This window comes from Pseudomonas sp. 3A(2025) (assembly GCF_054589175.1).
This window is the reverse complement of the sequence record NZ_BAAILM010000113.1, coordinates 239,104-257,735: the sequence shown is the minus strand read 5'-3', so window position 1 is coordinate 257,735 and position 18,632 is coordinate 239,104. Positions and strand designations below refer to the sequence as shown.

The 18,632-nt window shown below is 61.1% G+C and carries 16 protein-coding genes; 5 read left to right on the top strand and 11 right to left on the bottom strand.

Annotated elements, in window-relative coordinates:
• Positions 1–50: 50 nt before the first annotated feature.
• Positions 51–2,465 (top strand): TonB-dependent siderophore receptor, encoded by a 2,415-nt coding sequence (locus tag ACYP2A_RS27765; RefSeq protein ID WP_459749130.1) that lies wholly within the window; start codon positions 51–53, stop codon positions 2,463–2,465.
• Positions 2,466–2,822: 357 nt separating this feature from the next.
• On the opposite strand, the gene msrA is transcribed toward ACYP2A_RS27765, so the two are convergent.
• The 3 genes from msrA to msrB are packed head-to-tail and all read right to left on the bottom strand — an operon-like array spanning position 2,823 to position 5,812.
• Positions 2,823–3,524: a peptide-methionine (S)-S-oxide reductase MsrA gene (gene msrA / locus ACYP2A_RS27760; RefSeq protein WP_459749129.1), complete on the bottom strand. Its 702-nt coding sequence runs from the start codon at positions 3,522–3,524 to the stop codon at positions 2,823–2,825.
• An 18-nt stretch (positions 3,525–3,542) separates the two neighbouring features.
• On the bottom strand, positions 3,543–5,282 hold the full coding sequence (locus ACYP2A_RS27755) for a cytochrome c biogenesis protein DipZ (RefSeq protein ID WP_459749128.1): 1,740 nt from the start codon (positions 5,280–5,282) through the stop codon (positions 3,543–3,545).
• 11 nt (positions 5,283–5,293) lie between these two features.
• A complete protein-coding gene (gene msrB, locus ACYP2A_RS27750; protein WP_459749127.1) occupies positions 5,294–5,812 on the bottom strand; it encodes a peptide-methionine (R)-S-oxide reductase MsrB in 519 nt (172 codons plus the stop codon).
• Between the two features lie 145 nt (positions 5,813–5,957).
• Here msrB and ACYP2A_RS27745 point away from each other — a divergent pair, with 145 nt between their 5' ends.
• From ACYP2A_RS27745 to ACYP2A_RS27735, 3 genes are all read left to right on the top strand, one after another.
• Positions 5,958–6,671 (top strand): response regulator transcription factor, encoded by a 714-nt coding sequence (locus ACYP2A_RS27745; protein ID WP_459749126.1) that lies wholly within the window; start codon positions 5,958–5,960, stop codon positions 6,669–6,671.
• Entirely contained in the window at positions 6,671–8,137 is a 1,467-nt protein-coding gene (locus ACYP2A_RS27740; protein ID WP_459749125.1) for a HAMP domain-containing sensor histidine kinase, read from the top strand. Before ACYP2A_RS27745 ends, ACYP2A_RS27740 begins: the two co-directional genes overlap by 1 nt.
• A 96-nt stretch (positions 8,138–8,233) precedes the next feature.
• Positions 8,234–8,980, top strand: a complete 747-nt coding sequence (locus ACYP2A_RS27735; protein ID WP_459749124.1) for a substrate-binding periplasmic protein — start codon at positions 8,234–8,236, stop codon at positions 8,978–8,980.
• Between the two features lie 9 nt (positions 8,981–8,989).
• Here the strand turns inward: ACYP2A_RS27735 and ACYP2A_RS27730 are convergent, their stop codons facing one another.
• The 5 genes from ACYP2A_RS27730 to ACYP2A_RS27710 all read right to left on the bottom strand — a co-directional run bounded on the left by ACYP2A_RS27730 (position 8,990) and on the right by ACYP2A_RS27710 (position 12,187).
• On the bottom strand, positions 8,990–9,670 hold the full coding sequence (locus tag ACYP2A_RS27730) for a phytanoyl-CoA dioxygenase family protein (protein WP_459749123.1): 681 nt from the start codon (positions 9,668–9,670) through the stop codon (positions 8,990–8,992).
• 37 nt (positions 9,671–9,707) lie between these two features.
• Positions 9,708–9,977, bottom strand: a complete 270-nt coding sequence (locus ACYP2A_RS27725; protein WP_459749122.1) for a hypothetical protein — start codon at positions 9,975–9,977, stop codon at positions 9,708–9,710.
• Between the two features lies 1 nt (position 9,978).
• Complete coding sequence (locus tag ACYP2A_RS27720; RefSeq protein ID WP_459749121.1) at positions 9,979–11,433, bottom strand: AAA family ATPase; 1,455 nt, start codon at positions 11,431–11,433, stop codon at positions 9,979–9,981.
• 86 nt (positions 11,434–11,519) lie between these two features.
• Positions 11,520–11,975 (bottom strand): SUKH-4 family immunity protein, encoded by a 456-nt coding sequence (locus tag ACYP2A_RS27715; protein WP_459749120.1) that lies wholly within the window; start codon positions 11,973–11,975, stop codon positions 11,520–11,522.
• 56 nt (positions 11,976–12,031) lie between these two features.
• A complete protein-coding gene (locus ACYP2A_RS27710; RefSeq protein ID WP_459749119.1) occupies positions 12,032–12,187 on the bottom strand; it encodes a DUF2986 domain-containing protein in 156 nt (51 codons plus the stop codon).
• A gap of 90 nt (positions 12,188–12,277) precedes the next feature.
• On the opposite strand from ACYP2A_RS27710, the gene ACYP2A_RS27705 reads away from it, so the two are divergent.
• Positions 12,278–13,123 (top strand): alpha/beta fold hydrolase, encoded by an 846-nt coding sequence (locus ACYP2A_RS27705; RefSeq protein ID WP_459749118.1) that lies wholly within the window; start codon positions 12,278–12,280, stop codon positions 13,121–13,123.
• Here the strand turns inward: ACYP2A_RS27705 and ACYP2A_RS27700 are convergent.
• From ACYP2A_RS27700 to ACYP2A_RS27690, 3 genes are all read right to left on the bottom strand, one after another.
• Positions 13,086–15,488 (bottom strand): DUF3772 domain-containing protein, encoded by a 2,403-nt coding sequence (locus ACYP2A_RS27700; RefSeq protein WP_459749117.1) that lies wholly within the window; start codon positions 15,486–15,488, stop codon positions 13,086–13,088. The two genes, ACYP2A_RS27705 and ACYP2A_RS27700, sit on opposite strands and share 38 nt — an antisense overlap.
• Positions 15,489–15,581: 93 nt before the next feature.
• Positions 15,582–17,633 carry a hybrid sensor histidine kinase/response regulator gene (locus ACYP2A_RS27695; protein ID WP_459749116.1) on the bottom strand — a complete coding sequence of 684 codons (2,052 nt, stop codon included), beginning with the start codon at positions 17,631–17,633 and terminating at the stop codon, positions 15,582–15,584.
• A gap of 177 nt (positions 17,634–17,810) precedes the next feature.
• Positions 17,811–18,533, bottom strand: coding sequence for a pirin family protein (locus tag ACYP2A_RS27690; RefSeq protein ID WP_459749115.1), 723 nt, complete (start codon positions 18,531–18,533; stop codon positions 17,811–17,813).
• Positions 18,534–18,632 lie beyond the last annotated feature (99 nt).

Here is an 18,632-nt window from a genome sequence, read left to right as displayed (position 1 = left end):
CCGCGCCATTCGACATGAGAACACCACTTCATCAGTTGCAAGGAGCCCTCATGTCGTCGCATCCCCCTTTACCCGCCAGGCGCCTGGTCAAAACCCTGTGCAGTGCGGCACTGCTCGGTCTGCTCGCCAGCACGACGGCCATGGCTGCCGAGCCCGTTCAGCACTACGCCATTCCTGCCGGAACACTGGAAGATTCTCTCAATCGTTTTGCCCAGGCAGGCGGCATTACCCTGACCTTCGATGCGGGTTGGGTGAGTGGCAAGCGTGCGCCTGCGCTCAATGGTGATTACAGCGCGGCAGACGGGCTGGCAGCCTTGCTGGCGGGGAATGGCCTGGCGGCAACGCGCAATGCCAGCGGGCACTGGTCAGTGGTGCAGGCACAAAGTGCCGGGACGGTACAACTGGACAGCACGAGTATCAACAGCCGTGGGTTGGGTGAAGTGACCGAGAATACCGGTTCATACACCACCGGGCAGACCAGCACCGCGACCCGGTTCGGGCTGTCGTTGCGCCAGACCCCGCAATCGGTGACCGTGATTCCCCGTCAGGTCATGACCGATCAGCATCTGGCGTCACTGGACGAGGTGGTCAAATTCACCCCTGGGCTGTCCAGCAACCATCGTGACAGCGAGCGCTACACGTTTTACGCCCGTGGTTTCCAGATCCAGAATTTCGAATACGATGGCATCCCCGCGCAAATCACTAACGAATCCCAGCAATTCACTAGCACTCTGGCCGATATGGCGATCTATGACCGCGTTGAAGTCGTGCGTGGCGCCACTGGCCTGCTCAGCGGCGCCGGTAACCCGTCGGCGACACTCAATCTGGTACGCAAACGCCCCACCGATAAATTCCAGGGCTATGTGTCGGGCGAGGCAGGTTCATGGAACACCGGACGTACCGAGGCGGATGTGTCCGGGCCGCTGACCGAAACCGGGAATATCCGTGGTCGTGTGGTGGGCGTTTATGAAAAGGCCGACTCGTTCGTCGACTGGTACAAGACCGACAAGCGCGTGCTGTATGGCGCTGTGGATATCGACCTGTCGCCCGATACGTTGCTGCGTCTGAGCCTGGACTACCAGAACAACAATTCCGACGGCGTCAGCTTTGGTCACATCCCGTTGTTCAACAATGACGGCCGTGCCACCGATTTCTCCCGCTCGTTCAACCCCGCTGCACGCTGGAGTTACCTGAACAATACCCAGTACAGTTTCGCCACCCAGCTGGAGCACGAACTGGCCAACGACTGGACCCTCAAGGCGGCTTACAGTCATCAGTATGCCTATCGTCACGGTGTGACGGGTTCGGCCAGTGCCGGCGCGCCCGACCCGCTGACCGGTGCAGGTGTGTCGATGTACATCAACCGGCTGGACAGCTACCAGACCCAGGACAACGCTGACCTGTTCGTCACCGGGCCGTTCCAGCTCGGTGGCCGCGAGCATGAGCTGGTGCTGGGCAGTAACGTGGCTTACACCCATCTCAACTACCCGACCTATGAGCGCGCCACACCGGCCGTTGACAACATCTACCAATGGGACGGCGACCCGCACGGCAAACCGCATCTGGCCAAGACCGAGGAGAGCATGAGCCGCCTGAGCCAATCGGGTTTGTATAGCGCTGTGCGGCTCAAGCCGTATGACCCGCTGACGATCATCCTGGGGACACGGGTGAGCTGGTGGAACCAGAAGGACGACAGCAGCGATGATCTGACCGGTGAAGTCACTGGTCGCGATCGAACCCGCAAGTCGGGCGTGGTTACCCCCTATGCCGGTGTGGTGCTGGACCTGAACGACACCTATTCGGTGTACGCCAGCTACACGCATATTTTCTTGCCGCAGACGTATTACAAGACGGCCGGCAATACCTCGCTGGCGCCGCTGGAAGGTGACAACTATGAGCTCGGTATCAAGGGTGAGTTCTATGACGGCGCTTTGAACGCCAGTGCAGCGATCTTCGAGGTCAAGCAGAAGAACACCCCGCAACTGGTCGACGACACGGGTCCGCAGGAAATCTACCGTGCCATCGCCGGCACCACCACGCGGGGTTTCGAAACCGAGATTTCCGGTGAGGTGCTGCCCGGCTTGAACCTGATCGGTGGCTACACCTATCGCGAGTCCAGTGACAAGGACGGTAATCGCGTGCAAACCAACCAGCCGATGAACCTGCTCAAACTGGGCACCACCTGGCGTCTGCCTGGCGACTGGAACAAACTGACCGTGGGCGGTAATTTCGTTTGGCAGAGCGACATCTACGCAGTCAATGAAGCCTTCGAGACCAAGGCCTACCAGCGTGACTACGGCGTCATTGGCTTGTTGGCCAACTACGCCGTCGACGATCACCTGAGCGTTGGAGTGAACCTCAACAACCTGCTCGACAAGAAATACTACGACGGGCTTGGCACCTTCAACTCAGGCTCTTATGGCGAGCCTCGCAATCTGGTGGCTCATGCGCGCTGGCGTTTCTGATGATGGCGCTACAGCTCGCCGTACTGTAGGAGCGCGCTTGCCCGCGACTGGGCGCGAAGCGGCCATAAAAATTGATGAAACGCTGATATTTCACGACTGCTGCGCAGCCGGTCGCAGGCAAGCGCGTTCTCATCAAACATAAAATAACTTATTGATTTTATTGAATTAAAAACACCACTTGTAGGAGGGAGCGGGCGGCGATCCGTCTCTGCTGGCGATTGAGCGCGAAGCGCTCACAGAAATCGTCGAAACGCTGCGAATCTACGACTGCTGCGCAGCCGATCGCCAGCAAAGCTGCCTCCTACAGGTCCCATGTTTGCTGCGCGACAGCGCGGCGCCATGGCGTCGGGTGATCTCCTACGGGACCAGCACCGGCTCACGCACATACCGGTCACCAAACATCGCCTCCAGATTGCGCACCTTGGGCAAGTCGTTAACCACGATATAGCCATGGTTCGGATGATTGGTCAGGAAGTTCTGGTGGTAATCCTCGGCCGCATAAAAGCCCGCCAGCGGTTCAAGGCGGGTGATGATCGGTTTGGCATATACATGCGCGGCATCAAGCTGGGCAATGTAGTCCTGGGCGATGCGCTTCTGCGCGTCATCCTGAACAAAGATCGCCGAGCGGTACTGCGTGCCGCGATCCGGGCCCTGGCGGTTGAGTTGGGTCGGGTCGTGGGCCACCGAGAAGAACACTTGCAGCAGGGTGCCGTAGCTGACCTGCTGCGGGTCGTAGGTGATCTGCACCGCTTCGGCATGCCCGGTGTCGCCGCCGCCGACCTGTTCGTAATGGGCGGTTTGGGCGCTGCCGCCAGCATAGCCGGACACCGCCTGGCTGACGCCGCGCACGTGCTGGAATACACCTTGCACCCCCCAGAAGCAGCCGCCAGCGAATATCGCCGTGGCGCTGTGGGCGCTGTCGCTGGCCAGGTCGTGGGCCGGTGGCGGGATGACCACCGCCTCTTCGGCGGCCATCGAGCAGGCGCTAAGTTGCAGGAAGGCCAGCCCGGCGAGGGCGGGCATCAAGCGTTTGAGGGGAAAACGGTTCAATAAACGCATGGCAAACTCCTGGCTCGATCAGCCAAAGGTAAAGGCGTAGGCGTGTACGCCGGGGTCGAGAAATTCGATATCGAAGGTGTGTTCGCCTGCGCTGTCCGGCTGGCGCAGCAACTGATACAGGCGTTGTTCGGTGACCGTGCCACTGCCGTCGGCGTTCACGTCAACGCCGTGGGCATCGGCCGGTGGCTTGCCGTCCATCGTGACCTTGAAGCGCACCGGTTTGCCGTCGGCCGATGGCCCCAGCACCAAGTGCACATCACGGGCCTTGAAGCGGTAAGCGATGTGTCCATTGGCGGCATTCAGCACGGCGCTTTCGTCATTGACCTGCCACTGGCCCGCCAGGCCCCAGTCGTTGAGTTTCAGGCTGCCGGGCAGGGTGTAGTCCGCCACGCGATCAGCTTGCAGGCCACCCGGTGACACGAAACGCTCGGCCCGATCATGACCTAGCCAGGTTTCCGGCGAGCGCAGGCCTTTAGTGGCCGCCTGTTGTGCGCCGGTGGCATCGACCTTGACCATACCGGCGTCCACTTCGCTGTGACCGGCCTCGCGCAGCAGTTGCTGGATGACCCGTTCCGATTCGTCATACTTGCCTTCGCCAAAATGGTGATAGCGAATATTGCCGTTGGCATCGATAAAGTAATGCGCCGGCCAGTACTGGTTATTGAAGGCTCGCCAGATGGCGTAATCGTTGTCGATGGCCACCGGGTAGTTCACGCCCAGGTCGCGAGTGGCCTTTTTCACGTTGTCGATGTCACGCTCGAAGGCGAATTCCGGGGCATGTACGCCGATCACCACCAGGCCCTGATCGCGGTATTTTTCGGCCCAGGCTTTGACATAGGGCAGGCTGCGCAGGCAGTTGATGCATGAGTAAGTCCAGAAATCGACCAGCACCACCTTGCCTTTAAGCGCCTCGCGGCTGAGCGGTGGCGAGTTGAGCCATTGCACGGCGCCATCCAGCGCGGGCAGGGTGCCTTCGACCGCAAGACTCGGGGCCAGGCCTGGCTTGGCCGCCATCATCATCGCGCCGCTGTCGGACTGTTCGGTCAGGCCCTCGACCAGCCGTTGCTCAAGACTGCCGGTGCTGGCGGTCGACAGGCGGGTCAGCAGGCCGGTGTCCAGGCCCAGCGCAATCGCCGCTACGCCGGCGAGCATGACTGCGCCCAGCCCGCGACGCAGCCACTGGCCGGCACCAAGGGTGCGTTTCATGACCGCAAACAGCTTGCCGCCCACCAGCAAGGCCAGCGCCAGCGAGGTGGCCGCGCCGGCCGCATACGCCAGCAACAAAAGGCTGCTGCCGACGCTGGCGCCTTGCAACGCGGCACCGGTCAGCACCAGGCCAAGAATCGGCCCTGCGCAGGGTGCCCACAACAGGCCGGTGGCGATGCCGATCAGCAACGAGGTGCCGGCATGGGGCTGCTTTGTCTTCCCGGCCGCGTTGTTAAGCCGGTTGCCGGCCGTCACCAGCGGGCGGGTCAGGCGTTCGGCCAGGCCGGGCAACAGCAGCGTAAGGGCAAACAGCGCGATAAACGCCAATGCCAGCCAGCGACCGTACTGGTTGAGGCGCACCACCCAGCCACCGCCGACCGCCGCCAGGGTCGCCACCAGGGCAAAGGTCAGGCCCATGCCGGCCAGCAACGGCAGGCCGTTACGCAAAAACGGACGACCACCGCGGGCGAACACAAATGGCAGTACTGGCAAGATGCACGGGCTGAGAATGGTCAGCAGGCCGCCCAGATAGGCAAGGATGATCAGCAACATGATGGGTCCTCTCAGGCAGCCTTGGCAGTGAAGGTCATGGCGGCGCCGTTCATGCAGTAGCGCAGGCCGGTCGGGCGCGGGCCGTCATCGAACACATGGCCCAGATGGCCGCCGCAACGCCGGCAGTGCACCTCGGTGCGGAGCATGCCGTAGGCGCGGTCGCTGCGTTGACCCACGGCCTGGTCCAGCGGTTGCCAGAAGCTTGGCCAGCCGGTGTGGCTGTCGAATTTGGTCTCCGAGGCAAACAGCGGTAACTGGCAGCCGGCGCAGGCGAAGGTGCCGGCGCGGTGTTCGTCGTTGAGCGGACTGCTGTAAGGCCGTTCGGTGGCTTCCTGGCGCAGCACGCGGTATTGCTCGTCGTTCAGCCGCTGGCGCCACTCGTCATCGGTATGGCTGACTTCGAAACTGCCCACGGCGTCGTCTTCAGGCTGCAGGTTGCGGCTGTCGGCCAAACGCGGTAGTACGCCGAAGGCGGCGGCCGCCACGCCCAGTGTTCCGGCACTGAGCAACAGGTTTCGTCTTGAGAGCATGATCGTGTCCGTCCCTTTAGTGATGGGCTCAGGCTACGGCCGGGCGACTCGCCAAATCCTCACGCAGAGTTAAACAATTCGTGATAACTGCCCTGATCGGCCTGTGTGAGAATGTCGCTCAATCAATAACCGAGCGGCGAATGCGATGGAGCAGGCCAAACGCGTGCTGGTGGTCGAGGACGATGTCCACATCGCCGACCTGATCTGCCTGCACCTGCGCGACGAGCGTTTCGAGGTGGTGCACAGCGCCGACGGCGAGCAAGGCCTGCGCCTGCTGGAGCAGGGCGGCTGGGATGCGCTGATTCTCGACCTGATGCTACCCGGCGTCGATGGCCTGGAAATCTGCCGGCGCGCCCGGGCCATGACCCGCTATACGCCGATCATCATCACCAGTGCCCGCTCCAGCGAAATGCACCGCATCCTCGGTCTGGAGCTGGGCGCCGATGATTACCTCGCCAAGCCGTTCTCGATGATGGAGCTGGTCGCGCGGGTCAAGGCGCTGCTGCGCCGGGTCGAGGCCATGGCGCGTAACTTGCGCCTGGACAGCGGCCGCCTTGAGGTGGCCGGCCTGGCCATCGACCCGATCAGCCGGGAAGCGGCGCTGCATGGCAGTGCGCTGGACCTGACCCCGCGCGAATTCGACCTGTTGTACTTCTTCGCCCGCCAGCCGGGCACGGTGTTTTCACGCATGCAACTGCTTGACGCGGTGTGGGGTTATAGCCATGAAGGCTACGAACACACGGTCAACACCCACATCAACCGCCTGCGCGCCAAGATCGAAGCCGACCCGTCGAGCCCTGCGCGTATCCTGACGGTGTGGGGCCGTGGCTATAAATTTGCCGCGCCAGGAGAGGCCTGATGAAAAAGGCTTTCACGCTGAGCCTGACCCGGCGCCTGGCGCTGGTCTTCGCATTACTGTTGCTGGTGTGTTGTGGTTCGTCGATCTGGTTGCAGATGCGCTCCAGCCGCATGCATGAACTGGAAGTGGTGCAAGAGCTGTCCCGCGATCTGGCCCGGCATATTGCCAGTGACACGCAACTGATGGACGCCAACGGCCTGATGCCCGGTGCGCTGCGCGAACTGTTCAGCCAGTTGATGCTGGTCAACCCCAGCGTCGAGGTGTACCTGCTGGACATCGACGGGCGCATCATCGGCGATGCGGCGCCGCGCAACCGGTTGTTGCGCGATCACATCGAGCTGGCACCGATCCAGCGCTTTCTTGCCGGCGACCCGCTGCCGATTACCGGCGACGACCCACGCAGCCTTGAGGGGCGCAAGGTGTTCAGCGTGGCGCCGCTAATGGTTGCCGGGCACCGCGCCGGGTTTCTTTATGTCGTGCTGCTCGGCGAAGCCCACGATCGCTTCGCCGAGCGCGGGGCGACCAGCGAGGCGCTGACCACGGCGGTCTGGGCCATTGGCCTGATCGCCACGCTGTGCCTGCTGGCCGGCCTTGCGGCATTTGCCTGGATTACCCGGCCGCTGCGGCGCCTGACCGAAGCGCTGGAGCGCTTCGACATCGACGCCAGTGTCGACCCTGTGCCCTTGAGCGGCCACAGTGGCCGGGGTGATGAAATCGGCGCGCTGGAAAGTACCTTTGCCCAGATGCAGACCCGGCTGGCCGAGCAACTGCGCGCCCTCAATCGTCAGGAGCAAGAGCGCCGCGAGCTGGTGGCGAACATCTCCCACGACCTGCGCACTCCGCTGGCGTCCCTGCACGGCTATCTGGAAGTGCTGTCGATCAAGGGCGAGCACCTGAGTGCCGAGGAACGCCAGCGTTATCTGGCCACCGCGCTGGACCAGAGCCGCAAGGTCGGCGGTCTGGCCCAGGCGTTACTGGAGCTGGTGCGCCTGGAACACGGCTTCGTCAAACCGGTGATCGAACGTTTCTCGCCGCTGGATCTGTTGCAGGATGTACTACAGAAGTTCGAGTTGAGCGCTGAAACCCGGCACATCACCCTCGACGCGAAGATCCCCGGCCGCGTGCAGGACGTGTATGCCGATCTGGGGCTGATCGAGCGGGTATTGACCAATCTGCTGGACAACGCCTTGCGCCATACGCCGGAACGCGGCACGGTGACGCTGCAACTGGAGCCGCTGGGCGAACAGGTAAACTTCATTGTGGCCGATACCGGCCCAGGCATCGCTGCCGAACTGCGCGAAGGCCTGTTTTTGCGGCCTTTTACCATTGGCGGCGCGCGTCGCGATGGCGGCTTGGGGTTGCGCATCGTCTATCAGATCCTGCAACTGCACGGCGTCACGATTGAACTGCTGGACAGGCCGGGACAGGGCGCGACTTTGCGCTTCGGGTTGCCGACGCAGATCTAGCGTGGTGCACTGAGCGCCGCCGTTAAGGTCTATGCTTGCCTTGCCCGCTCGAACAGGAGCCTCCTTGAACACCCAGCCGTTTGCCAGGCAGCGCACATGAAGCATTCGACACTTGTTGCAGCACTGCTCTGTCTGTTGTACGGACATCAGGTCAATGCCGATCCTTATCAGGTCGTGACCGAAGAGTGGGCGCCGTACAATTTTCAGGACAACGATCAGCTCACTGGCATGACCACGGAGATCGTCCGGGCCATCATGGCGCTCACACACGATGACTTCGAAATGCTGCTGTTACCCAGTATGCGCGCCAGTTATGTCCTGAAGAATCGGCCCAAAACCATCATGTATTCCATGTTCCGCACGCCTGAGCGCGAGCCGTTGTACAAGTGGGTCGGGCCGATCGTCGAAGAGTCCATCCATGCCTGGCAGTTGTCCAGTGCGCCGCCGTTGGACACCCTGGAGCAATTGCAGCGTGCGGCGCAGATCACCACGCGCCATGCGGGCCTGGTGCCCGACAGGCTTCAGGCGCAGGGCTTCGATAATCTCGACAGAAGTGCCGTCGATAACCGCCAGCTTTACCGCATGCTGCTGGCCGGGCGTACCAGCGTCATTGTGGGCGACACCGATGCCGGCGTGGCGTACTACAGCCGCCATTTGAACATTGCCCCCGGCACCCTGCGACAGATTCCGGTCGAGCTGTATCGCTCGTCGCTGTACATCGTCTTCAGTCGCGACTGCGACGACGAGGTGGTGGCTGCCTGGACCAATGCGCTTGCACAGTTACGTGAATCGGGGGAGTTGCAGCGTATTCAGGATCGGTATGAGCAACCGGTTCGGCCTTAGGGCCCTCAGTCAGATTGCGCCGAAGACAAAGTCCGCAGGATCGAACCGCTCGCTCGTGTCCATCCGCACATTGCGCAGGTGCGCGGTTTGCTGATGCGTCGCGTATAGCCCTTGCGCCGCATAGCTGATCAGGATCGAGCGCCGGTGTGCACCGCCGATATTCAGACTGCCCGCATGCACCAGGTCGACATCGAAGACCAGAATGTCCCCCGCCGTGCCTGAAAGCTGCACCGACCCGGACTCGTCAGCGAAGTCAAAGGGCGGCGCTCCGGGGGCCGGTCGATGGCTGCCGGGGACAATACGGGTGGCGCCGTTGTCGGGACCGTAGTCGTCGAAATAAGCCATGGCGCCCACCGTATCGCCCGGCCGTTGCGCCGACAGGTCGCGATGCAACTGCTGATGCCCGCCGCCGGCAACCGGCTCACGTCCCTCTACTTGCGAAAGGAAGAACGGCTCGCCAATCAATTCGCCCACCGCCGCCAGCACCTGCGGCAGACGGCACACGGCCTGAATGGTTGAGTCACAATCGAGCATCGAGTAGCGCCAGTCACTGCCACGCGGTACTGGCCATTGTTCTGGGGGGGTGACCTGCGCGTCGAAGGTGGCACGCAGGCCTGCCAGCCAGTCGGTAGGGATGGCCTGGCGCAGCAGGATATAGCCGTTGTGTTGCAGTGTCGCGTGGTCGGTCATGGTGTGTTTGTCATCCCTGGCTGGCCAATGTCTATCCTTACTCACTCTGACGCGTCAGCACATGCCTGATCGCCGTGGCGTATGGCAAATGAGCGGTATTACGCAGTTCTTGCGCCAGTTCCTCAATCCACTCCTCGTTATCGGGAAACGCCTCGGCATATTCGGCAAAAGTTTCCATGGTCTGGATGTAGCCGCTTAGCTCTGCGCGTCGAATCTGATTCAGGGCGCCGTCCAACCAGATGTTCAGGCCATGACGGTAACGCCCAAGACCTGAGGGGGCTTCGTCCTGACGATTCAAGCGACGCACTTCAACATTCTCCGTTACTCAGATCGCGTGGTAGACGCTGCTTGATCCCTTGCAAACGAATCAGTCGATCACACTCGCGAATCACAGGATGATCAGCGCCGAAATGGGCCTCCAGTTTATTTCTCAATGTACCCCCCTCAGGACGTTCATGAAGATTTTGCTGGATCAGCGCCTGATAGTCGGCAACCTGGATGGCCTCAGGGACTTGCGGAACCGGATCGACGCTCATGATCCGCGCCAGCAGGTCGGAGCTGGCAACACCGCGGGTCTGCCATTGTGGTTTGCTGACAGTGGTGATCAGGCGGGTGGTTTCAGGGTCGATTTCAGCGCGCAGGATGCGAACGCAGTCCGAACACACGGTGCTCAGCACCTGGGGGCTGTGGGTGGTCACGATAAACTGCATGGCCGGGAATGCCTGGGCCAGATTGAGCAATACCACTTGCTGCCATTCAGGATGCAAGTGCATATCGACTTCGTCGATCAGTAGCACCCCCGGCGTCTCTTGCGCTGCCTGCGAGCCCAAGTGACCGTTGAGTTTGGTGGCGCGGAAGGCGATATCAGCCACCATGCCGATCATGTTGCGAATACCGTCGCTGAGCGACTCGACTGGCAGTTCGCCCAATTGCTCATGACGGGCAACCAGTGCGTCACGGCTGAAGGAGTACTCGATACCGCTCCAGCCTGCCGGCTGGATACAGGTGTTTACGGCGCTACTCACAGACTGAAGATAGTCGTCGAATTCGGTTCTGGTAACGGCGGCCCCAGCTTCAAGCGCCTTGAGTTGAGCTTGTTTGGCATTCAGGCTCCAGTAACGAAACCATTGCACGAACGATTTATAGCTGGAGGCCGAATCGAGGCAGTCGGTATAGCCTACGGTTCTTGAGGTGCGTTCGATGTTCTTTGCACTTGCCAGCTTTCTCTGTTGCCACAGCCGTCCGGTGCCGTAGTACGCAATCAGTGGCAGCACGACCTCGGTGCCTGGGGTGCGAGCCGCCTCTTGTATGCGCTTGCCGTAGCTCACCAGTTCTTTGGCGTCCTTGACTGAGGTCCTGGCTTTGCCAGGGCTGTCGAGATGACGACGCCAACTGCTGTGCAGTCCACCTGACAACTGATGCTCCAGACTGCCGGGAATAAACCCTGTCGCTTCGATTCGAGCCCCTTTGGGGGCGTATTCCATTTCGTTGGTAGCGGTTTTTCTGGCACGAAACTGGCGAATATCGCTCGGCTCAAGGTGCTTGCCCACTGCCTCGTCGAATGCTCCCACATAGGGGCCTAAAGCGATGGCGATGGCATCGAGAATGGATGTCTTACCCGCCCCATTGGCCGCGACCAGAACGGTCAGGCCCGGGTGAAAATCGATATCGAGTTTTTCAAAGCAACGAAAGTCACGCAGCCGCAACCGGGAAAGCCGTAGCGAGTTTCTTGCGGCACTCGTCATGTTTTCCTGCGTGCCCATGCAAAACTCCCGGTCGGCGCTTAAAGCGCTAGTCTACCTGTTGACCATCGTCGGCGCAGCCAGGTGGTAATGATCCTTGATCCGCCTCAATCAAACGCTTCCTTGACCGCCTCGGCCCACATCGTCCCCGGTCGCGCCGCCGCAGGATCAATACGCTCAATCTCCGTCAGGCAGAACGCCATCCTGTTGTCGCGCAGATGTTCCTGAAAAATACATAAGCATTCTGCGAACTGCAGCAGGGTGGAATTGATGAACACCCGTTCGTTATTGAAATCATGGTTCAAATACACGACTTCACGACTCGAGCGCTCGATGGCCAGGACGTCGCCGGAGCCGTTGTGCCCAATCGGGAAATAGTCATCGCCAATCCCGAACACGCTCAGCCGGTGGGTTCTTTGCGCTTCGGTGTAAGCGGCAAAGCTGAGAAAGGGTGCGGCATCACAGGGCAGCCCTTGCTCGACCAGAAAGTCAGCGTCCTGCACCGCGAGGGACGCAAGCAGGTCGCGTTCGTAGACCACGAACTCATCAAGGCCCAGGTCCATTTCTGCCGGGAAAGAGGGCAGTGCGCTGATGAAGCGTGCCTTGAAGTCCAGACGCGTCATTGTTCGGCAGGCACGCCGGATTCAGCCTCGGCTGCCAGCTTCAAACGGTCAGCCTTGCTGATGTATTTGCTCTTGCTGGCCGGTGCCAGTTTGGCGCTGGCCTTTTTTGCATGAGCCTGTAATAACTGCTTTATCTTTTTACGACGATTCATGTCTGGCCTGCCCGGTGTTCAAGTGCTCGAAAGCGCCCAGCTTAACATTCCACGGCCAGTATCCCGATTGCCAAAATGAGGTTGAACGCCATGCTCGATTTGCCGAATACCACCCTCATCGAGGGCAACGCCGTGCGCTGGGGAAAGGCGGGCACCGGGCCTGCGCTCGTGGCGATCCACGGCACCCCTTTTTCTTCTCAGGTCTGGCGCAGGATCGTGCCGTATCTTCTCGATCACCGGACGGTTTATTACTTCGATCTGGTCGGCTACGGACAGTCCGAGCAGCGCGCGGGGCAAGACGTCTCGCTGGCGGTGCAGAACAGGGTGCTGCACGCACTTTTTCAGGAGTGGGGGCTGGAGCGCCCCGACGTGCTGGCGCATGACTTCGGCGGGGCAACAGCGCTGCGCGCCTATTACCTCAATGGCCTGCGCTATGCCTCGCTGACGATTTTCGATGCCGTGGCGCTGGCACCCTGGGGCTCACCGTTCGTGCAGCATGTGCGCCAGCACGAACAGGCGTTCGCGGGCATGCCGGATTACATGCACCGCGCACTGCTGAAGGCGTATCTGCAATCGGCGGCGCACCAGCCGTTGTCCGAACAGGCGCTGGACATCTACAGTGCGCCCTGGACCGGGCCGGTGGGGCAGCCCGCGTTCTATCGGCAGATCGCCCAGATGGATCAGGTTTATACCGATGAGATCGAGGGGTTGTACGACCGGCTCGATTGTCCGGTGACAGTCCTGTGGGGACGCCATGATGAATGGATCCCCTATGCCAAGGGCGAGGCACTGGCCGGGCTGATTTCCGGCCATCCCTGTATTGCTGTCGAAAACGCCGGCCATCTGGTTCAGGAAGATTGCCCTGAAGCGATTGTGGCCGCGGTGTTGAAGACGATTTTTACTCGTCCGACCGCGCCTTCTCGGGTAGTTCGTTAATCAGCACCATGCTTTGCGGTGATGACAGGGCGATACCCATGTCGCGCAGGCGGCCCAGAACGGTGAACAACAGGTCGCTTCGGGCACCGCCGACCGAGCGTGGGCTGTTGACGTAACCGCTGGCGCTGATAATCACGCCGGTGGTGGTCAGGTCCTTGAACGAAACCGAGGGCGCGGGCGTGTCGAGTATTGCCTCATGCTCGGTGAAGGCTTGCAGCAGCAGTTCGCGTATCTGCAGCACGTCGGTGTCCAGCGGCAATGTCAGAGTGATGCCGACCACACCCAGCGCATTGCCCATGGTCACGTTGCGTACGTTCTGGGTGATGAATTGCGAGTTCGGCACGATCACGGTCGAGCGGTCCGACATCTGGATTTCCGTGGCGCGCACGTTGATGCGGCGGATATCACCTTCAACGCCCGCCAGGCTGACCCAGTCGCCGACCTTGACCGGCCGCTCCGTGAGCAGGATCAGGCCGGAGATGAAGTTCTGCACAATGGCTTGCAAGCCGAAGCCGATGCCCACCGACAGGGCGCTGACGACCCACGTCAGGTTGGTCAGGCTGATATGCAGGGTCGACATCACCGTGGCCGCGACCACGATAAAGCCGATGTAGCCGACCAGCGTCACCAGCGAGGCGCGCATGCCGGCGTCCATGTTGGTTTCCGGCAGCAGCCGTTCACCCAGCCAGTCCTTGACTACTCGAACACCCAGCAGGCCTACGACCAGCAGGACCAGGGCCAGCAAGATATCGCCGGGCACGATGTTCAGGCCGCCCAACGGCCGGTTGCTGATGTCCAGTTGGGTAAAGCTTTCGAGTATGTCGCCGGGGCTGGAGCCGGACGGCAGCAGGGCCAGCAGCAGTGCAGTAAACAGCAACAGGGTACGTCCGATACCGGCCAGCACCGTGCTCGCCTGAGCCTGGTGCCGGGGCGACAAGCCCAGGGTAGATCCCAGTGCCAACCCGCCCGGTTGTCTAGGCGATAGCAGGGTCTCGCAAAGATCGCCAAAGCAGGCGATCAACAGATAGGCCGTGGCCGCTACCACGCTCATCCACAGCAGTTTTACCGCCAGAAAGTAGGCCAGGGTCAGGTAACCGCTGATCAGCGCGATCAGGCTCAGGCCGACCCAGACCGCAACCACAAACGGTATCAGCCCGGCAAAACCTGGCAGACGCGGCAACTCGAATTTGCGGCGGGTACGGCGGTAGCGCAGCAGGGCAAAGAAAAATACCAGTGACACGGCCAGCGCCGTCAGGCCATTGACCGCCAGAGTCAAAGCCAGGCTGCTGGCGATCACACTGTTGATACGTTCTTGCGTGCCGATGATCATCAGCAATAGCGCCAGCAACACCGGAAAGCGGCCCATGGCCGAAGCAATTTCGTCCGGAATCTGTGGCAGGCGCCAGGACGGGTTGGAGAGCATCAACAGTGCACGGCCAAGCCCGACAATGAAGGCGCTGAATGTTATCAGCGTCTGCAACTGGTCGAGCAGATTGAGCACGTCGGCACTCGGCGTCGCGTTGCGCACCAGCCCCCAGCGAAGCAGGGAGGTTGCCGCGCTGATCGTCAGAATGGTCGCCAGGCCTACTGCCAGTGCCAGGGCACTGCGACGCAGACGCCCCTCTGGCACCCGGCGCATCATCAGCCAGACCAGAAATTGCTCCAGCAAGCGCCGGCCCACCACCCAGATCAGCAACGCACCCAGCAGCACGGTAATGAACACCGTGCGATTTGCCGGTGACAGTGCGGCATCGACGACCGTGCCGACATCCTTGAACAGACTGCGCAGACGCCCCAGATCGTCGTCGGTCGGACGGATCATCTGGTTCCAGAAGGTTGGACTGAGCGGACTCGCCGAGCGGGTGCTGATCTGCGAGTCGAAAAGGCTGCGGCGCAGGCTGGAGATCTGTACGGCCAGATCGCGGGCCGATTGACTCAACGCACTGGTCTGGCGCTCGTCACTGGCCAACGCCGTTTTTTGCGCCGTCAGCGCTTTACGCTGGCTGCTCAGGCTTGGCGCCTCGTCGGGCTGTACGGGCCCTACGATATTGAGCTGTTCATTCAGGTGATCAATGTCTGCGGCTTGTCGGGAGACGAGGTTGTCGGCCAGCTTCTGTACCTGTAGAGCCGCCTGGCGCAAGCTGGCGAGCAAGTCATCATTGGCGTTGACTGAAACCTTTTGCCGGATCAGATCGAGTTGCTCACTCAACTCGTCCAGGCCCGCACCCTCGGCCACGACTGGCAGCGTGCTGGAACTGGCGGTCGGGGCCGCAGGTTTTGACTGGGCGACGGCCGGCACGACGACGCTCAGCAGCATCAGCGCGAGCAGTGCTGTGAAAAAGCGATTCAGCATGACTTGCTGCATTCCTGGTTCTCTTTTGATAAAGGTTCGACCGCCACCCGATTGGCGTGGCGTCGTCGTTGATGATTGAACGAAAGATTAACGCTAGCCGTCCGGTCAGCCCTTGAGCAACGCACCCACTTGCGCAACCAGCGCCTCCAGGGCAAACGGCTTGGTCAACACCGCCGTACAAGGCTCCTGATAGTCATGGTCCAGCACATTGGCCTCTGCATAACCGGTAATGAACAGCACCGGCAAGCCCGGCCTGCCGCGTCGCCCTCTATCAGCCATCTGCCGGCCATTGAGTCCGCCCGGCAGGCCCACATCCGATATCAGCACATCGATACGCACATCGGACTGCAGAATGTGCAGGCCTGTCTTGCTGTCGGCGGCCTCCAGAACGCTGTAGCCCAGTTGAGTCAAGACGTCACTGACCAGCATACGGATCGAAGGTTCATCGTCGACCAGCAACACTGTCTGCCCTGAAACAGCCTGCGAGCTGTCGGCCACAGGCGGTTGCAGGCAGGGTTCGACGCTATCGTGCAGATGCCGTGGCAAATAAACGTCAATCCGTGTTCCGCGACCCTCGGTCGAATGAATCTGGACATCACCGCCAGACTGCCGTGCGAAGCCGTAAACCATGGACAGGCCCAGCCCGGTGCCGGCGCCTACGGGTTTTGTGGTGAAAAAAGGCTCGAAGGCCCGTGCGGCAGTATCAGCAGACATGCCCAGGCCAGAGTCCGTCACCGACACCACCAGGTAGTTGCCGTGGGCAACGGTGTGATCGAGGCCGGTATCCTGGGTGACCCGGGTGTTCAACGTGTCGATGCAGATTTTGCCGCCTTCGGGCATGGCATCGCGCGAGTTGATGCACAGGTTGAGCAGTGCGCTTTCGAGTTGTGCAGGGTCAATCAAGGCAGTCCAGAGTTCTGGCGCCAGATGAATTTCAACGTCGATGGACGGGCCGACCGAACGGTTGACCAACTCTTGCATGCCGCTGACCAGCGCATTGACATCGGTCGGGACCGACGCCAGTGTCTGGCGCCGGGAGAAGGCCAGTAAACGGTGAGTGAGCGCGGCGGCACGTCTGGTTGCACCCTGGGCCGTTGCCAGATAGCGTTTCACGTCGCCAGGACGACCTTGCTCAAGGCGCGTATTCATCAATTCGTGGCAGCCGCTGATACCGGCCAGCAAATTGTTGAAGTCGTGGGCGATGCCGCCGGTCAACTGCCCGACCGCTTCCATCTTTTGCGATTGGCGCAGCGCGGCCTCGGCGACCTCTCGCTCAGCGATGGCCGCGGCGACCCGGTCCTCCAGCGTGAGGTTAAGCTCTTGCAGCGCGCGTTCTGCTTTTTTTCGGTCGGTGACATCGACCGATGAACCGATCAGGCCGATGACCTCGCCGCTGTCGTTCAGCAGCGGAGCCTTGAGCGACAGCCAGGTGACCTCGGAGCCGTCTGGCATATCGACCTGCTCTTCGATTTGCTCCGCCTTGCCGCCATGCATGATGCGCTGGTCGTTGGCCATGACCTGTCGGGCCTGGCGTTTATCGGCGAGAAACTCCAGATCGGTCTTGCCTAGATAGAACGAAGGCGGTTTACCAATCAGATCAGTGGTTCCCTGATTGGCCACCAGCATTCGGCCCTGCAGGTCTTTGGCGTAGACAACTCCCGGCACCGCTGCGGTAAAGATACGCAGCAGTGCGGCCATCCGGTCACGCTCGGCTTCGGCGACGCGGCGTGACTCGATGTCCATGAGCACGCCGGGAAAGCGCACGGCGCGCCCTTGTTCGTCCAGTTCGGCGCGGCCATTGGCTTCGACCCAGCGGTAGACGCCATCGCTTTGCCGGACCCGATACTCGCATCGATACGGCCCGCCACGGGCCATGGCTTCGATGACGGCAGTCTCGACCCGCTGACGGTCATCGGGATGAATGGACTCGCAGACTTTATCGGCTGCCAGCCCGTCCCGGCATAACTGCGCAGAGAGCCCGAAAGAGCGCGCAAACCGTTCGTCGGCGACAAAGTGGTCGGCAAAGATATCCCACACCCAGGTACCGACGATTGCACCGGCCTCCAGCGCCAGTTGCAGCCGCTCCGTTGCATCGCCCGATGACAATGACGTCGGGCCTGTGGGCACAGAGGAATTGGGGTCTGGAGGCGTGTTCATTAAAGGCATCGACTGATCAAGAGCTGGCCGACCCTGCATTTATTTGTGTCAGGGCGTCGAATAATGGCTGTATAGCTCTTTCAGTTCAAGCGGCGAGACCCTCAAACAAAAAAGCCACAAGCCAGCGCACCCTTCGCGCTTTTACTTGTGGCTTGCCGCTTACCCTTGCTACTGCCCTCAAGGACGCTGTGGCCGCTCTTGTGGGCGCAGGTCAAACACCAGCACCTCGGCATCCACGCCCTGGCTCAGTTGCAGGCGCTGCTCATCACGCACTTTTACACCGTCGCCCGGGCCCAGTGCCTGGCCATTCAATACCAGGCTGCCTCGGGCCACATGCACATAGGCATAGCGGTCGGCATCGAGCGTCAGCTCGGCGGATTCATCGCCGTCGAACAGCCCTGCATACACTTTGGCGTCCTGACGAACCTGCAACGCGCCGTCCTGGCCATCGGGGGCGATGATCAATTTCAGGCGGCCGCGTTTGTCTGCGGCGCTGAAATGCTGTTGCTGGTAGTTCGGGGTGGCGCCGCCGACGTTGGGCACGATCCAGATTTGCAGAAAGTGCACGCCTTCTTCATGCGAGTGGTTGAACTCGCTGTGTGCCACGCCACTGCCGGCGCTCATCAGTTGCACATCGCCCGGGCGGATCACCGAGCCGGTGCCCAGGGTGTCTTTGTGTTCCAGCGCGCCTTCGAGTACGTAGGAGAAGATCTCCATGTCACGGTGCGGGTGCTGGCCAAAGCCTTTGCCGGCCTGCACGCGGTCGTCGTTGATCACCAGCAGGTCAGAGAAGCCCATTTCCTGCGGGTTGTAGTAGCTGGCGAACGAAAAGGTGTGATGCGAATTCAGCCAGCCATGGTCGGCGGCGCCACGTTCGGAAGCTTTGCGAAGAGTGATCATGGTGGTTCTCCATTCGGTTTCGACCCTGTGCATTCAGGTGTCGAGCAAGTGAGAACAAGGTTACCGCGTAGAGACTGTCACAATAAGTAGGTCAATCGG

What these genes read in the sequence shown, in the direction of transcription:
- ACYP2A_RS27710 (WP_459749119.1), bottom strand. Translation starts at nt 12,187, where the DNA reads ATGAATCGTCGTAAAAAGATAAAGCAGTTATTACAGGCTCATGCAAAA.
- ACYP2A_RS27735 (WP_459749124.1), top strand. Translation starts at nt 8,234, where the DNA reads ATGAAGCATTCGACACTTGTTGCAGCACTGCTCTGTCTGTTGTACGGA.
- msrB (WP_459749127.1), bottom strand. Translation starts at nt 5,812, where the DNA reads ATGCTCTCAAGACGAAACCTGTTGCTCAGTGCCGGAACACTGGGCGTG.
- ACYP2A_RS27695 (WP_459749116.1), bottom strand. Translation starts at nt 17,633, where the DNA reads ATGAACACGCCTCCAGACCCCAATTCCTCTGTGCCCACAGGCCCGACG.
- ACYP2A_RS27755 (WP_459749128.1), bottom strand. Translation starts at nt 5,282, where the DNA reads ATGTTGCTGATCATCCTTGCCTATCTGGGCGGCCTGCTGACCATTCTC.
- ACYP2A_RS27740 (WP_459749125.1), top strand. Translation starts at nt 6,671, where the DNA reads ATGAAAAAGGCTTTCACGCTGAGCCTGACCCGGCGCCTGGCGCTGGTC.
- msrA (WP_459749129.1), bottom strand. Translation starts at nt 3,524, where the DNA reads ATGCGTTTATTGAACCGTTTTCCCCTCAAACGCTTGATGCCCGCCCTC.
- ACYP2A_RS27745 (WP_459749126.1), top strand. Translation starts at nt 5,958, where the DNA reads ATGGAGCAGGCCAAACGCGTGCTGGTGGTCGAGGACGATGTCCACATC.
- ACYP2A_RS27700 (WP_459749117.1), bottom strand. Translation starts at nt 15,488, where the DNA reads ATGCAGCAAGTCATGCTGAATCGCTTTTTCACAGCACTGCTCGCGCTG.
- ACYP2A_RS27705 (WP_459749118.1), top strand. Translation starts at nt 12,278, where the DNA reads ATGCTCGATTTGCCGAATACCACCCTCATCGAGGGCAACGCCGTGCGC.
- ACYP2A_RS27730 (WP_459749123.1), bottom strand. Translation starts at nt 9,670, where the DNA reads ATGACCGACCACGCGACACTGCAACACAACGGCTATATCCTGCTGCGC.
- ACYP2A_RS27720 (WP_459749121.1), bottom strand. Translation starts at nt 11,433, where the DNA reads ATGGGCACGCAGGAAAACATGACGAGTGCCGCAAGAAACTCGCTACGG.
- ACYP2A_RS27765 (WP_459749130.1), top strand. Translation starts at nt 51, where the DNA reads ATGTCGTCGCATCCCCCTTTACCCGCCAGGCGCCTGGTCAAAACCCTG.
- ACYP2A_RS27715 (WP_459749120.1), bottom strand. Translation starts at nt 11,975, where the DNA reads ATGGACCTGGGCCTTGATGAGTTCGTGGTCTACGAACGCGACCTGCTT.
- ACYP2A_RS27690 (WP_459749115.1), bottom strand. Translation starts at nt 18,533, where the DNA reads ATGATCACTCTTCGCAAAGCTTCCGAACGTGGCGCCGCCGACCATGGC.